Annotated in this window: 14 protein-coding genes; 9 read left to right on the plus strand and 5 right to left on the minus strand. The window is 36.0% G+C overall.

The window, feature by feature from the left end; translation table 11 throughout:
• Positions 1 to 144 precede the first annotated feature (144 nt).
• The 3 genes from E4Z98_RS09090 to E4Z98_RS09100 all read right to left on the minus strand — a co-directional run bounded on the left by E4Z98_RS09090 (position 145) and on the right by E4Z98_RS09100 (position 4,828).
• Entirely contained in the window at positions 145 to 2,574 is a 2,430-nt protein-coding gene (locus E4Z98_RS09090) for a DUF6273 domain-containing protein (protein WP_167790956.1), read from the minus strand.
• Positions 2,575 to 2,792: 218 nt separating this feature from the next.
• Positions 2,793 to 3,146, minus strand: coding sequence for a DUF7006 family protein (locus E4Z98_RS09095; protein ID WP_135255053.1), 354 nt, complete (start codon positions 3,144 to 3,146; stop codon positions 2,793 to 2,795).
• A gap of 200 nt (positions 3,147 to 3,346) precedes the next feature.
• Positions 3,347 to 4,828 carry an AcpB/EbpR/MafR family transcriptional regulator gene (locus E4Z98_RS09100; protein ID WP_135255052.1) on the minus strand — a complete coding sequence of 494 codons (1,482 nt, stop codon included), beginning with the start codon at positions 4,826 to 4,828 and terminating at the stop codon, positions 3,347 to 3,349.
• Positions 4,829 to 5,072: 244 nt separating this feature from the next.
• Between E4Z98_RS09100 and E4Z98_RS09105 the strand changes: the two genes are divergently transcribed.
• From E4Z98_RS09105 to E4Z98_RS09120, 4 genes are all read left to right on the plus strand, one after another.
• Entirely contained in the window at positions 5,073 to 5,897 is an 825-nt protein-coding gene (locus tag E4Z98_RS09105) for a glucosaminidase domain-containing protein (RefSeq protein ID WP_135961196.1), read from the plus strand.
• Positions 5,851 to 6,258 (plus strand): LysM peptidoglycan-binding domain-containing protein, encoded by a 408-nt coding sequence (locus E4Z98_RS09110; protein ID WP_135961197.1) that lies wholly within the window; start codon positions 5,851 to 5,853, stop codon positions 6,256 to 6,258. Before E4Z98_RS09105 ends, E4Z98_RS09110 begins: the two co-directional genes overlap by 47 nt.
• A 231-nt stretch (positions 6,259 to 6,489) precedes the next feature.
• Positions 6,490 to 6,714 (plus strand): hypothetical protein, encoded by a 225-nt coding sequence (locus E4Z98_RS09115; protein ID WP_135255050.1) that lies wholly within the window; start codon positions 6,490 to 6,492, stop codon positions 6,712 to 6,714.
• 102 nt (positions 6,715 to 6,816) lie between these two features.
• Positions 6,817 to 7,128, plus strand: a complete 312-nt coding sequence (locus E4Z98_RS09120) for a hypothetical protein (RefSeq protein WP_135255049.1) — start codon at positions 6,817 to 6,819, stop codon at positions 7,126 to 7,128.
• A 132-nt stretch (positions 7,129 to 7,260) separates the two neighbouring features.
• Here E4Z98_RS09120 and E4Z98_RS09125 read toward each other — a convergent pair whose 3' ends face one another.
• Positions 7,261 to 7,893, minus strand: coding sequence for a DUF5710 domain-containing protein (locus E4Z98_RS09125; protein WP_135255048.1), 633 nt, complete (start codon positions 7,891 to 7,893; stop codon positions 7,261 to 7,263).
• A gap of 410 nt (positions 7,894 to 8,303) precedes the next feature.
• On the opposite strand from E4Z98_RS09125, the gene E4Z98_RS09130 reads away from it, so the two are divergent.
• The 3 genes from E4Z98_RS09130 (at position 8,304) to E4Z98_RS09140 (ending at position 10,751) form a co-directional block, all read left to right on the plus strand.
• A complete protein-coding gene (locus E4Z98_RS09130) occupies positions 8,304 to 8,675 on the plus strand; it encodes a hypothetical protein (protein ID WP_135255047.1) in 372 nt (123 codons plus the stop codon).
• 3 nt (positions 8,676 to 8,678) lie between these two features.
• On the plus strand, positions 8,679 to 9,146 hold the full coding sequence (locus E4Z98_RS09135; RefSeq protein ID WP_135255046.1) for a JAB domain-containing protein: 468 nt from the start codon (positions 8,679 to 8,681) through the stop codon (positions 9,144 to 9,146).
• A 300-nt stretch (positions 9,147 to 9,446) separates the two neighbouring features.
• On the plus strand, positions 9,447 to 10,751 hold the full coding sequence (locus E4Z98_RS09140; RefSeq protein ID WP_135961198.1) for an ISL3 family transposase: 1,305 nt from the start codon (positions 9,447 to 9,449) through the stop codon (positions 10,749 to 10,751).
• Positions 10,752 to 10,898: 147 nt separating this feature from the next.
• On the opposite strand, the gene E4Z98_RS09145 is transcribed toward E4Z98_RS09140, so the two are convergent.
• Positions 10,899 to 11,222 carry a helix-turn-helix domain-containing protein gene (locus tag E4Z98_RS09145; RefSeq protein ID WP_135253769.1) on the minus strand — a complete coding sequence of 108 codons (324 nt, stop codon included), beginning with the start codon at positions 11,220 to 11,222 and terminating at the stop codon, positions 10,899 to 10,901.
• A 256-nt stretch (positions 11,223 to 11,478) separates the two neighbouring features.
• Between E4Z98_RS09145 and E4Z98_RS09150 the strand changes: the two genes are divergently transcribed.
• Positions 11,479 to 12,498: a hypothetical protein gene (locus tag E4Z98_RS09150; protein WP_135253770.1), complete on the plus strand. Its 1,020-nt coding sequence runs from the start codon at positions 11,479 to 11,481 to the stop codon at positions 12,496 to 12,498.
• Positions 12,499 to 12,554: 56 nt separating this feature from the next.
• The gene (locus tag E4Z98_RS09155) at positions 12,555 to 13,463 is read left to right on the plus strand and encodes a peptidylprolyl isomerase PrsA (protein ID WP_135253771.1); all 909 of its coding nucleotides are present in this window, start codon (positions 12,555 to 12,557) and stop codon (positions 13,461 to 13,463) included.
• The last annotated feature ends 11 nt before the right edge of the window (positions 13,464 to 13,474 follow it).

The following is a 13,474-nucleotide window of genomic DNA, read 5'->3' on the forward strand; positions in this document are numbered from 1 at the left end:
CTTCGCTGCGGTTGGGCACGGCGCTGCATGTGCCCACTATTCTTTAATGGTTACCTGTCACCACCTATTCTGTCTCTCTGACCACGTCTTCCCTCTTGGGTGAACCATTCATTTACTGTTTCTAGACACGAACGCACGTTCTGCCTATTGCTCGATGTCAGATACCAGATTAAGGTAAAGCGCGGGGCGCAACCCCTTCACGTTGTCCACATAGGCGAACCAGAGGGTAGTGCCCTGCGTGTCCACATAGCGCACGGCGTTGTTAAAAGTCGGCCTAGGCGAGCGCAACCACCACCAATCTCTCTCACCCTCGTAGTCGTACGCTACTCTATCGAAGCCTTTCGTCTTCGTCACATCCCAATTAGTTAACGCAAACGCCGTTGGCGTATTATTTCCATTAATGGTCGTTAAATAATCTTCATCCGTATTCGGCAAGTCCACTCCCGATACAAATGTCCCTAAGTCACTTCCCGCGATACGTTCCTCATAAAATGCCTGCATCTCACGCTCTAACGTTGAGCCTGTATAATCATTACCGTCATCCAGTGTTGGATTAAACTCAACTTCCTTCTGTATCTCATCCGTCACCATTAAGACTTCATTGTTGCTATCTTTCATGATTTTCCAATCAATCCCTGCTTGGTTGATGATGTCATTCGTTTCAAATGGCGCAATCGTTACCGCATAGCGTACCACTTCTTTGCCACTTGTCACACGAACAATCAATTCTCCTACTTGTTCGTTCAAGCCAACTGTCAATTCACCCGTTGTATCGTTGATAGTTGTATCTTTTGACGTCGCATTTTCCAAGCTATACGTTGGACTAGATAAATCACTTTCAATCGTCACGGCTTGCCCTTGTGTGAAGTTCCCTGCATCATCTTTTGTTAAGTTCAATCGTTTCACACTTCCCCATGCAATCGGATCTGGGTCTGGGATTTCATTCCCCGGGCCATCCGCTAAGGTCCATAATACCGTTCCGCTATACGTGCCTGTTTTGGCTTCACTAGCCTTCATATCTAACGTCAGTTTATCCGCTAACTCAACCGTTTTTTCCTCTGATTGACTGGCTTCTTGTGAATAAACAATAGCCGATGTGTCACTGTTAATTAATTCTTTTCCTTCTTCCGTTTGGACGTAAACATGTTGATTTAAGACATGGTTGTCTTGTGCTTCATTAGTCAAATCCTGCACCATTGACGCTTGGACATGCCAGCTTGGCTCTTCTAAGTCTTCACGGTTATCGGTCACTTTTAGGTCACCAGTAATACTTGCTGGATAACTACCTGCATCGCTAATATCCAACTGACCAAATGAAACCGTCTCAGGCAGGGACGTAAAACTTAAACCATCCGTGATATCTTTGACCGTTAACTCGGTGGTTGCTTCAAAGGTTTCACCTTTTGACGCATAGGTTAGCGTAATGTCTTGTTCACCTTTGTCTTCCGTCTTAACCGCTTTGACGTTTTTAATCTCAACGTCTTGAGCCTCTATACTAGATGGATTGCCATAACCGTCTGTTAGGCTGTCGATAAATAAACCTGGGTCAACGTCTTCGTCTTGATAAATCGTCGCTTCTTTGACGGTCATCCCTAATTGTTCGACGATGTACCAATCAGTGGTTGGTTGCTTTTCTTGGTAGTTGACGACTAAGTCTTGGTTGGTCACTGGCACTTGATTGAAGTGGCCCTCTTTATCTTTGGTTGACCATTTGCCTGTGGTATCTGTTGGTGCGTTTAACGTGTCAAAACCACTCTCTGATTGGAACGTGAAGTCTTCACCAAGTCTGATGTGGATTAAGTTGTCTAAGCCTTCAAACATCGCCTTCATGTCGGTGATTTTTTCAGTATTAAATACGCTTAAATCTAGGCTTGTCAAGGCGTGACTGTCTTTAAAGAAATTAGCTAAGCTAGTGGCTTCTTTAGTGTTAAGATTGTCTAAGCCGTTGATTGTTTTTAGCGAAGTGAAACCGCTAAATAGACCGGCTCCCCCTTCATCGATTAACTCGATAGTGCCTTTTATTTCAATCGTTTCGATTGACGCGATGTCCACACCGGCCGCTTCGAAATAGCTGTAGGCTTCCGGTTGCTTAGCATCTGTCTTCGTCGCCTCGTCCAGACGCGCGGTTTCAATGATTAAGGTGTTCCCTACCACTTCATAAGTCACCTCATTCGTGGTAACAGGGGATGTTTCTTCTTCCTCTGTGGCTACCGTTGTTTCTGTAGCATCCGTTGACGCTTCTTCTGATGCCACTGTCGTTTCAGTTACATCAGAAGAGGCTTCCTCACTAGTCTGAGTCGAAGCTATGTCTGATTCTTCCACCACTTCAACGGTTTCTTCCGTACTCTGTGGTGCCTCCTGACTACTTTCTTGCGTCACGTGACTTTCTTGAATCAATTGTTCGGCTAGTTCGCTGGTGGCTAGTGTACTTTGAATCGCTTCTGCACTGACCTCATCTGCTGATAATGGTTGCGCGTTATGGGCGTTACTAATTCCTTGTACCGCAACGCTTCCCATTGTTAAACCGATTAACCCGACAACGCCAATTTTTTTGTGTAAATGATTTCTTTTCAACGTCTGTCTCCTCCTCATAATGTTTAGTTTATCTATTGCTTCTTTCTAATATTGCTGACGTAGACTCTTTCTTTTGACAAACTGGTCCTCTTCTTTGCTTTACATGACACAGTCCATTTAATAGTATGACAGAATTTATTTTTACGAACTGTTTTTTTTTGAAAATATTTTCCTAAAAAAAACAGTTCAGCAGTATGCACGACACCTTAATAAAGGACTTAACTGACTAAATCAAATAAAGTTGGTACTTGATCATCGCCTGAGAAACGATAGTTTTCTTTCATAAAAACCTTGTAGTCATTAGATTGTAATCTCATAATCTCATCTTCTGTTAAGTCCTCATCATCAATAAACGAAAAGATTATTTGTAAGCGTGCGTCTAATCCAAAAAGTTTGCCCAAGCATTCAAAACTAGACTCTGCTGAAAGATTTTCTAAGTGATGCGTCATCTCGGTTAAAATTATTTCTATTTCATGGACCAATTTGGTTTTGGTATGGTATTGCTTGCATACATCATGAAAGAAGGCAAAATAGACTTCTTGTGTTAACGCTTTGCTGGTAGACGGCTTCATGTCTATCCCTCCTTATATTACTCTATAATCGTATTATGCCATAGGCGCCTCACAATGAACTGTTATTTTTTTAATAAAATTTAGACAAAATAAACAGTTCGGCAAGTTTCTATCTACTAAAACGCACCAAATGAGGCATTATTGACTCAAAAAAAACGCTAGAGAACTATCATAATAGTTCCCTAGCGCGATAACTAAGTTTATTCATCTTTTATGACTAATGCATTCAGGGCTTTTCTTTTTTCCTGTCTAACCCATACAATGATTCTATCTAAGATAGTGTAAGAAAAGTAGTGACTGATCCTAATAATATTTTCTTCATCGCATCCGTCTAATAATAAATTCGTGATAATCAAATTACCCGATTGTTTCAAATCAGCTAATGATTCTTTTTTTTCGATAATACGAATATCGACATAATCCCCTAATTCAAACTCAATTCTAGTTTTAATATATTCCGCATAATACACATCATAATCAACATAAATCAAGATATTCACTTTTAATCGTTCTCTTATTTCTTCTATAAACACATGATTAAACCGTGTCTGTAACAAATAAAAAGCAAAAGGAAAATAGTGCGTTTTACTAGCGTCAATGTGTTTATCATACAGCTTCTTAATCGCAGGAATAATATCTTTCACTAACAAATCAGCATTCTCTACGAAATTCACATACTCGTTATTGACCACAACAAGATCTATAACCTCTTTAGTTAAAGACAAGTAACCAAAAATGCCATCATACATATCGCGGCAGACGAGTTGTTTGATTTCTTCATTGATAGGTAAATTAAATAACGTTTCTACTTCGGTTACAAAGTCATAAATAGAAAGTAATTCTGGATGATCTTTTAGTTTAAGCTTTTTATAATTACTAACCTTAAGAAAATCATTATGTAAGAACGCAGAAAAAACATTCTCAATAAACTCAACCGATAAACTATTTGGGATTTTATGTACACCAAGGAATGGAACATTAGAAAGTACGTTGGATAGTTTTAAAAAGGCTGGTAACGCTTTACCCACTTTCCTAACAGAAGCCATCGAGTGGCCGTGTTTCTCCCGTGTTAGTGCCACTAACGATAACAGTTGGAAATTCAAGCGTTCTTGAAGGGACTTATTCCGATGAGCAAATGGAATATCAAGGTCATAAAATTGATCAATGTATTGTTTTTCTTCCTCTTTAAATGGCGTATTACTTAGACCGTACGTTTCTTTGAATAATCTAAAAAACAACACACGAATCGTTCGTTCGTCCCCTTCCAGTCGAAGGGGACGCGTTAGGATAGCACAATCCATCAAGGCTAATTTTTCATTTAGTCTCGCGATGATTTTTCTTATGGTTGATTCACTGACAAATAGTTCGAGCGATAGTGTCAGATAACTCATATCTTCGTTAAAAAAAATCTGTTCCAATAAATGATATTCAAGACTTTGAGATAAAATTTTAGAAATACAGCCATCATAAGATAGATTATTATTAATGTTTAATGTAATATCAACCTTTTGTATGAGGATGATAGGCTCACCTATGATAGCATTGAGATCACTGATTAACTTATTTAAATTATTTCGTGAAATATCAAACATCTTGCATAACTCTTCATAAGTATAGTTACGTTCCTTCAACATTTTTATTAATTGAATACACAATCGATCTCTATCAGACAGTAATAACATGAAGCGCTGCCTCCTATTCTTAGGCTCTTTATTAACTCATTTATTCTTTATAAACACAAAAAGTATAACATGTAGTTAAATAGAAAGTAAACGTATTACTATTTCACCACAAGCAAGCTGAATTGGTTCACCTTAAATAACGTTTGTTTTATATTTCAAATACATGACATTTCGTCTCTTTTAAAAAAAACGTTAGTTATTATGCCATAATGAACAATGAAAAAAATATTAAGGGGAAAAACAAATGAAACAGGCTCTAAAAACAGCATTAATGGTCACACCTTTTGTTGCCACGACCACACTCATTTCTGCTGATGCAGAAGAAATAGCCGCTATCGGCGAAGAAATTCATGAGAGCAACCTCACCACCAGAAAGGGGAACACACAAACTTTTATAGACTCGATTGCCTCTCAAGCGCAAGCAGTCGCTGCAGCAAATGATTTGTACGCTTCTGTTATGATTGCCCAAGCTTGTTTAGAAACAGGTTACGGTACAAGTTCATTAAGCCAAGCGCCAAACTACAATTTATTTGGAATTAAAGGTGCCTATAACGGACGATATGTGACCATGCAAACTTGGGAAGATGATGGGAAGGGAAATGCTTATTGGATAGACGCAAATTTCAGGAAATATCCATCATTTAAAGAAGCCTTTAATGACAACGCTCATGTATTGAAAACGACAAGCTTTTCTTCAGGTCATTATTATTATGCAGGTGCTTGGAAAAGCCAGACGACCTCCTATAAAGAAGCAACTGCTTGGCTAACTGGACGATATGCAACAGATACCGGCTATGGAGGGAAATTAAATGCCATTATCGAAACTTACCAGCTTAGCCAATATGATTCACCTGGTAATGAGACAGGCGGAGGCACTACCGAAAACAATACTAATCTCTCAACAGAGGACAAAAAACACACGGTAGTTTCAGGAGATACGCTTTACGCTATTGCGAAACAACATCATACAACAGTTGCCGCCATTAAGACATGGAACAAATTAAAAACAGATACTATCTATATTGGGCAAACACTATTGGTATCAGCAAAAAAAAACGCCAGAAACTAGCCAAGAAAACAATGCGAGGCCATTACCCGATACCTCTCATACGCAAGTAACGCGTTATCAAATCAAGGCAGGAGATACGTTATACAGTATCTCCAAAAAGTATCAAACATCTATCGCAAATCTTAAACAATGGAACAACTTGACCTCTGATAGGATTGTTATTGGACAATTATTAAATGTGTCGGCTAATACATCTAACCATTCTACATCCAGCGAAACAACACATTATACAGTAAAATCAGGGGATACCTTGTACAGTATTGCAACGCAACACCATACAACCGTTTCTCAATTAAAGACATGGAATAATCTGAAGTCTGACCTGATTTTTGTCGCACAAGTATTAGTGGTGACACAATAAAGGACGTTAATAAAAAAGGGCCCCTATCTGTGTTGAGAGTATAGGCGACCTTTTCATGACACCAATAATCTTGACAGTGCAAACATTTACCTCTCTTAACGCTCACTGACAGGGGCATTGGACATCAGCCCTATATGTCTCTTACTAGATAGTGAGTTTTGATTTTCTTAGAAAATATTTTATCAACCAAAAAGAGACAACTATTATACAACTATATTGGAGAAAACTATTATGACAACTATTAAGATTGGGGACCGATGCAAATGTACAAGTCCCTTATTAACAGACATATTTTGGGGAAGAGTAGAAAAACTTTACAGCTTATCTGCTTTAGTATCAGTGGACACTTATCAAGAAAAAGATGCTGAAAAAGTACTGGAGTTAAACAAGAGACTCATCGTATCAATCGCAACCATTGAACAGCCCGAGAAAGAAGACACACAACGTAATAACTAAATGATGACACATTAGCAAGAAGTGCAGTCAACAGATGAAAAATGGTGGTTAATCTTCTACTCGACTATTTTTAAAATAAATTTTAACACTCAGGAGTGTCGCATGACGATGAAATTCTTATTCTACATGACCTTACTTTTAGTTACGCTATATATTTGGAAAAAACCGAAAAAACAGGCGAAATATTGTATAATAGGAACGATTGGTGTAACAATCCTACTTGACTACAGGAATATACCTACATTAGCCACTGATAAAATAGGCTTACTCACTCCCTTGACTTTCTGGCGCACATCTTTGGCCCCTTATGAACTTATCTCTTTTGGGGCACTGGCTTTCACCTTAATCACGTATTCAAAAAGTGAGAAACAAGACCGAAAACAGCGAGAAGACGCTATAGATATTGATACTTAACTTAAAAGTGATACAATAAAAGTATATAAATTGGTCTTTGTTAGTTCCTACAAAAAAACTAACGTGATAATTGATTGCAAAAGAGACACGAATTGAAATTCGTGTCTCTTTTTTCGATATCTTGTCAAAATTTCAAAGTATTGGACTACTCGAGGTCTTAATCACTGATCTTTTTAAATAGCTATAATTGATCGAAATGCTTCGGTCTAAGCTAACATTTGAAGCATAATCATAGTTGAGTGGATATTTATAAAGAGTTAATTGGCTTTCATTCATCCAACCAAATGGACTATCAGGTGAACTATGTAAAAAGAAACTACCCTGTAAACTGTCACAGTTTGAACAAACATTGGCGAAATAACTGCGTTGTTCCGTATACGAATATTTTTTCTTACAACCAAATCTTTCCACCAATTGTACCCGAAGAAAATCTGGCATATCGCTCTCAACCGGCCATATCTGCAAATCAAACCCCGTCTTCTGCTGAACCGTTTCCCTTTGACTGACGTTCTCTAATTCAATGATATCTTCTGATAAGACACCTATTGCATATACATTAGTTGTTTTGTCACACTTCCAACACGTCTGTTTCCCTTCAACAATAAATATATTCTCTTTAAAAACTAACTCACCATTAAGCCATTTCTCAAATTTCCAATAGTTATTTCTATGATTAGCACACCACTTTTTTAATGTTGGCTCCCATTTTGCTCCTAATTTTTTGGCCTCATCTTTTTCTGAAAAGGGTACATTTAACAAAATCATAATAAAATTCCTCCTTATTTAGCATCTTATCTATTATACATTATCATAAACCCTCGTTGTTTTAAAACAACATTTAATGAAACAGATGATGTATTTATCAAGAGTATAGGTTCCTTTAGGATTAATGATACGTTTTAGCACGGCATCCTATAGATTTACTTATTAATATTATTTAAAATTAAGACTTAAGAAAAGATAGACAATATCTGTAAAATAGCACCTTATCTACCCAAATGTGGCACTTACTTTAGTAATATTACAGCTGATATAACTATGACTTCTTATACTAAATTAGACACCCTCTCTTTTAATAAAATATCATGTAGTACGTATGAACAAATCACAAAACAGGTGTAGTGCGACAAGGTGTCGCCGATAAATAATAGGAAATAAATTAAGGAGACTAAAGAATGAACAATAATACACCACTCTTTGACTATGATACAGCCCGTGAAGCATATACAAATAATCGCATGACACATAGTGAATTTTATAGCACATTGGCACAGGCTATTAGTTATAGCGACCTAAGAAGTATTCTTCCATCAAGATACTATCTATCAAATGATGATAATCTTAACGACATCCCTTTATACGTCTGGGACGAAAGGCATTATCAAGTACAATTTTTATTAAATCGTGCCATGAACCAACAGCGTATCAAGAAGAAACAAGCGTCTATTTCACTAGCTGAATCTGTTTGTTTATTGAAATTTGTTGCGAGAAATGAAATGATGTATTGCCTCGATTGTACAAGTGAATCTGAAGAACTGGAGGTATAATATATGAAAGATAAAACGATTATTTGCGAAGAAATCATTTCGTTGAAACAAGTAAAAAGAAAAAGGCAGTCTAAACTACTACCCGAAAAAGTCACCTCGAGCTTTTCGATAGCACATTGGCTCACTCGCCACATCGGTAGTCAAACGCAAGAGTACCTCGTCTTAATTTGTCTTAACACAAAAAACGAAATTATTAACTATTCAACTGTGTGCATCGGAACGCTCAACCAGTCGCTTGCGCATCCTCGAGATTTACTTCAGAGGGCACTACTTTGTAATTCAGCGAACATTATCATTAGCCACAATCACCCCTCTGGAATTTCAACGCCTAGCTCTGCTGACGAAAAATTCACTAAACGTCTAAAAGAAGCGTGTGAAATCGTTGGTATCTCTCTTCTGGACCATATCATTGTCACAGACAACAAAGATTATTACAGCTTTCGTGAAGTACAACCCGATTGTTTAAATTGATTACTTATTGCCTTCACTTGACAAGGGTGTTATAATTTTGATGAATTTATTTCGAAAATCGATTGATGTTTATATTAAATAAATTCATCATAAATAACAAGACTTTAATAAATTTTTATTTTAATATAAGCTAAAACACAGGTACTCATCAGTACCTGTGTTTTTTGGCTCTATAATAAATAGGACTGATGAAGCTTTATTCCTTCTTCAGCCCTATTTTTGTATTTAATCTTAAAAAAACATATCGCCTTTTGTTAAAATTAAGTTACCACACAAAACAAACAAAAGGAGCGATATGCTATGATTAATGATATCAAAAAAATTTATGGAATTGAAGACTCTAATCTAACAATTTCTAGTGTTTCCGAAGGAACCTATCGTAATAAGCCTGCGAAAATTATAAAAGCGAGCTATAAACCTAAAACGATAGCTTGCCCTCATTGTGACTCTTCTCCAAGAGAATGCGACGGCAAGTACGTTATTGTTAAGAATGGTTCTAAAGAAGTAGAGATTCTATTAACACATGAGAACACAGGAATTGTCTCTATGAAGCTATCTAAGCAACGCTATCGTTGTCGCAACTGTAATAAGCACTGGACTGCTCAAATTGATTTAGTTAAACCTTGTCACAATGTTTCAAGGATAATTGAAGGCAAAATTATTGAGTTATTAGGTGAAAGAATATCTCTAAAACTAATTGCTAAATTATGTAGTGTTTCAATAAGTAAAGTGATTCAGGTATTAAAATCGTTAGAAACTTACCTTCCTAGTCCAAAAAACCGTTGGTTGCCTGAGGTTTTAATGGTTGATGAATTCCGTTCGCATACAGCCATAGAAGACTCTATGAGTTTTATTTGTGCTGATGGCAATTCAGGGCGATTAGTAGAAATATTGGAAAGTAGACGATTAAATTATCTCATGCCTCACTTTAATGGTTATCCAGATGAAGAACGTTTTAAAGTAAAATACCTTGTGACAGATATGAATGCAGCTTATTTCCAATTAGTGAAGGATATCTTTCCAAATGCTGAATTAATCATTGATCGTTTTCATATTGTTAAACATTTGAATGAAGCCTTTAATAGTTTCAGAGTACGGGAAATGAAAAAACTCAAAGCATCGGGACATAAAGTAGAAGCAAGTAAACTTAAGAAAAATTGGCGCTTCCTACTTAAAAATAGATTAGACATTAATATCTCTGAATACAAAAGATGGCCGAGCTTTCGGTCAAATAAATATCCTTATTTGACCGAACTGATGATGATTGATCGGTTATTAGATTTTTCCGAACCTCTAAAATTAGCCTATGGCTACTTCCATGATTTATTAGATTCATTTAGAAGAAAAGAATATGAACGATTCTTTGAATTATTGAATACTTTACCAGAAGAATTAGATGAAGAGTTTAAAGGACAAGTACAAAACCTAATACGTCATCAAGAAGGAATTACCAATGCTTTAATACATCCCTATTCAAATGGGAAGATTGAAGCAAAGAATACACACATCAAAACATTAAAACGAGTTTCTTATGGATTCAAATCTTTCAGCAATATGAGGATTAGAATCTTTTTAACCGAAGGTTTGATAGAAGTTAATCATTAAATAACAAAAAACCATGAAATCAGAGAATGTTTTCCCCAATTTCATGGTTGGCTAAAATTACTCATCAGTCCAATTTGACAAAGAGCCTGTTTTTTGATTATCCGAAGAAACGAAAATGGCAAGGTCTAAATAATGGCTCCCACCAGATTATTCTTCCTTAGATATCTCGACAATATCTTGAATTATATTAGTTAGTTCAGTTTTTTTAGGCGATACCTTCACTTCCCTAAAGAGTTTAGAGAGTACCGGATCCACACTTTCTAAATCTAAAAAACCAAAAAATTCTGAAGGAGTCATTTTCAATCCTGCCATTATTTTTTCTAATGTATTAAGCGTAATATTGATTTCATTACGTTCAATACGACCCAAATATGTATCATCAATATCTGTTGCAACGGACAAGTCTGAAAGAGTCATATCTCGTGCAGTTCTATAAATTCTAATTTGGCTGGAAATTAGCTCATTTAACAATGATGATCACCTCCATTAATTCAATGTTAGATGGAAATAAGTGAAATTATAAGGCTATAGATATATTATTTGGATCAAAATTATGATATAAATGTATAGTAACGTTGTTTAAACGTTCATTTATTTTTAACCACCAGTTTATTTTACCCACCTTAACCGATAAAGGAGTGCATGTAGAACGACAAACTTATACAATAATAAACTAACTTAAATAACTACTAAGCATTAATCTAAAAAAACAGATAGGACTGATATCATGATGAAAACAAAAAAGAAATTAACCCTACTAGCTTTTTGTTGTGGCATGCTTTTGTCATTAACCGCTTGTAAGAGTAATAAAATTGATGACACATGGGTTAAATATGACGAGTCAACAGAATTAGACAAAACAACTTGGAAAATTGATGCCAAAGCAAATATGCTAGCCATTACAGAATATGAAAATGGTGAACAAGAAGAGACTGAACTTCTGAGTCTTTATATAGACAAAGAGAAAGGTTTATTAACCCAAGTAACAAATGATGGTGATCGCGAAGCCTATCCTTTTACTGTTGACAAAGATACACTAACCATTGGAGAGAAAACATTCTATCGCGAAGGCTCAAAAATTGAAAAAGAAAACGTAACAGAAATCAAAAAAACAAGAGAAAAAAATGAAAAGGAGCGCAAAAAAAGAGACAAAGAGGAGAAAGAAAAAGAAGAAAAACTTAAAATCGAAGAACAAGCTTATAATAAGGCGATTGAGGCACTAGAAGAGAGAATAAATGCTGAATTCATAAAAAAATATGAAGGCGATTGGTACTCAGAAGATGGATTTAATCGAGACAATACGAATCAATATCAAACAGCAAGTGCAACAAAAATTACCGTTAAAGATAATAAAATTGCTAGTCAATCTTCTGAAGTAAGCATTGGTGACGAACGCGACATTCGCAAAGAAGAGATACTAGAAGGAAACTTTATAGGCATCACTCTACTACGTAAATATGAATACAATGACTATGAACAACCTGAAAATGTACCTACCAATATCGATCTCCCTGATTCAATTGAAGGGATAGAAAAAATTGAAACATTAGCTGATTTTGCTGATTATTTACTTAAAAATAACGTTGAGACGTTGTCTTTCTCTAGCCAAACAACGAAATACAAAGGAAAAAGCCCGGTCCTAATTTTAAACCTGTATAACTTAGAAGAATTACATACATTCAACACTGACCAAGCATTCTTAAAACAATTATCTTATGGTTTTAAAGAGACTGATTTTGATATTTAATCAATCCGTACATTAAAAAAAGACTTATAAAAAAAATAAACAACTGGAGGATTTTTATGAAAAGCAAAAAATTAATCAAAATGGGAACAATCAGCCTACTTACTGGATTAGTACTAACAGGCTGTGGTTCAAGTAACGACACAAAGGTAACAAACGATAAAGAAACGGTTGCTATCACCATGAAAGGTAAGGAATTATCAGGAAAGGATATTTACAACCTGATAAAAGCCGATGCAAACACGCAAAATGCGATGAGACAAGCCTTAGTTGCTGAAGCCTTCGCTACTATCTATGGTGACAAAATCACCAATAAAGACGTTGACGCTAAATACACGGAATTACGTGAAACTTACGGTGCTGAGACGTTTGATAAAGTTTTAGAACAAAAAGGCTTATCTGTTGATGATTACAAAGCAAATCTAAAATCACAATTAATTACGGAGTTTGGCTTACGTGAGGGGGGAAAAGTCACGGACAAAGACATCGAAAACACTTGGAAAACATTTGAACCAACATCAGAAGTTAAATTAGCCCAATTCAAAAACAAAAAAGAAGCTGACAGTTTCTTAAAAGAAGAGAAAAAAGCGAAAGCCGATTTTGTTAAATTAGCCGCTAAAGCAGTAAATAAAGACAACTTGACGACTTCATTTGATTCAGCTGACACAAGCGTTCCTGAGAGTGTTAAAACTGCCGCTTGGAAACTAAAAAACAAGGAAACATCTGGCGTAATCGAAGCGGTTAATAGCAATTATGAAACAGAATACTACGTGGTAAATATGGTTAAACGTGGCGAAAAAGGCAAAGACATGAATAAATTCAAAGACGAATTAACCGAAATCGCCATCACCAACGCTCTACAAGACACGGAAACAACAAACAAAATCATTGGTAACGTACTAAAAGAAGCCAACGTCAAAATCGAAGATAAAGATTTAACCGACTTATTCATTAATTACCAAAACTAATTTATCACTGA

The sequence above is a fragment of the Vagococcus xieshaowenii genome (assembly GCF_004792515.1).
Lineage (GTDB): Bacteria > Bacillota > Bacilli > Lactobacillales > Vagococcaceae > Vagococcus_A > Vagococcus_A xieshaowenii.

Excerpts from the sequence above, each read along its gene's own strand:
- E4Z98_RS09095 (WP_135255053.1), bottom strand. The coding sequence starts at position 3,146 with ATGAAGCCGTCTACCAGCAAAGCGTTAACACAAGAAGTCTATTTTGCC.
- E4Z98_RS09100 (WP_135255052.1), bottom strand. The coding sequence starts at position 4,828 with ATGTTATTACTGTCTGATAGAGATCGATTGTGTATTCAATTAATAAAA.
- E4Z98_RS09105 (WP_135961196.1), top strand. The coding sequence starts at position 5,073 with ATGAAACAGGCTCTAAAAACAGCATTAATGGTCACACCTTTTGTTGCC.
- E4Z98_RS09115 (WP_135255050.1), top strand. The coding sequence starts at position 6,490 with ATGACAACTATTAAGATTGGGGACCGATGCAAATGTACAAGTCCCTTA.
- E4Z98_RS09120 (WP_135255049.1), top strand. The coding sequence starts at position 6,817 with ATGACGATGAAATTCTTATTCTACATGACCTTACTTTTAGTTACGCTA.
- E4Z98_RS09125 (WP_135255048.1), bottom strand. The coding sequence starts at position 7,893 with ATGATTTTGTTAAATGTACCCTTTTCAGAAAAAGATGAGGCCAAAAAA.
- E4Z98_RS09130 (WP_135255047.1), top strand. The coding sequence starts at position 8,304 with ATGAACAATAATACACCACTCTTTGACTATGATACAGCCCGTGAAGCA.
- E4Z98_RS09135 (WP_135255046.1), top strand. The coding sequence starts at position 8,679 with ATGAAAGATAAAACGATTATTTGCGAAGAAATCATTTCGTTGAAACAA.
- E4Z98_RS09140 (WP_135961198.1), top strand. The coding sequence starts at position 9,447 with ATGATTAATGATATCAAAAAAATTTATGGAATTGAAGACTCTAATCTA.
- E4Z98_RS09150 (WP_135253770.1), top strand. The coding sequence starts at position 11,479 with ATGATGAAAACAAAAAAGAAATTAACCCTACTAGCTTTTTGTTGTGGC.
- E4Z98_RS09155 (WP_135253771.1), top strand. The coding sequence starts at position 12,555 with ATGAAAAGCAAAAAATTAATCAAAATGGGAACAATCAGCCTACTTACT.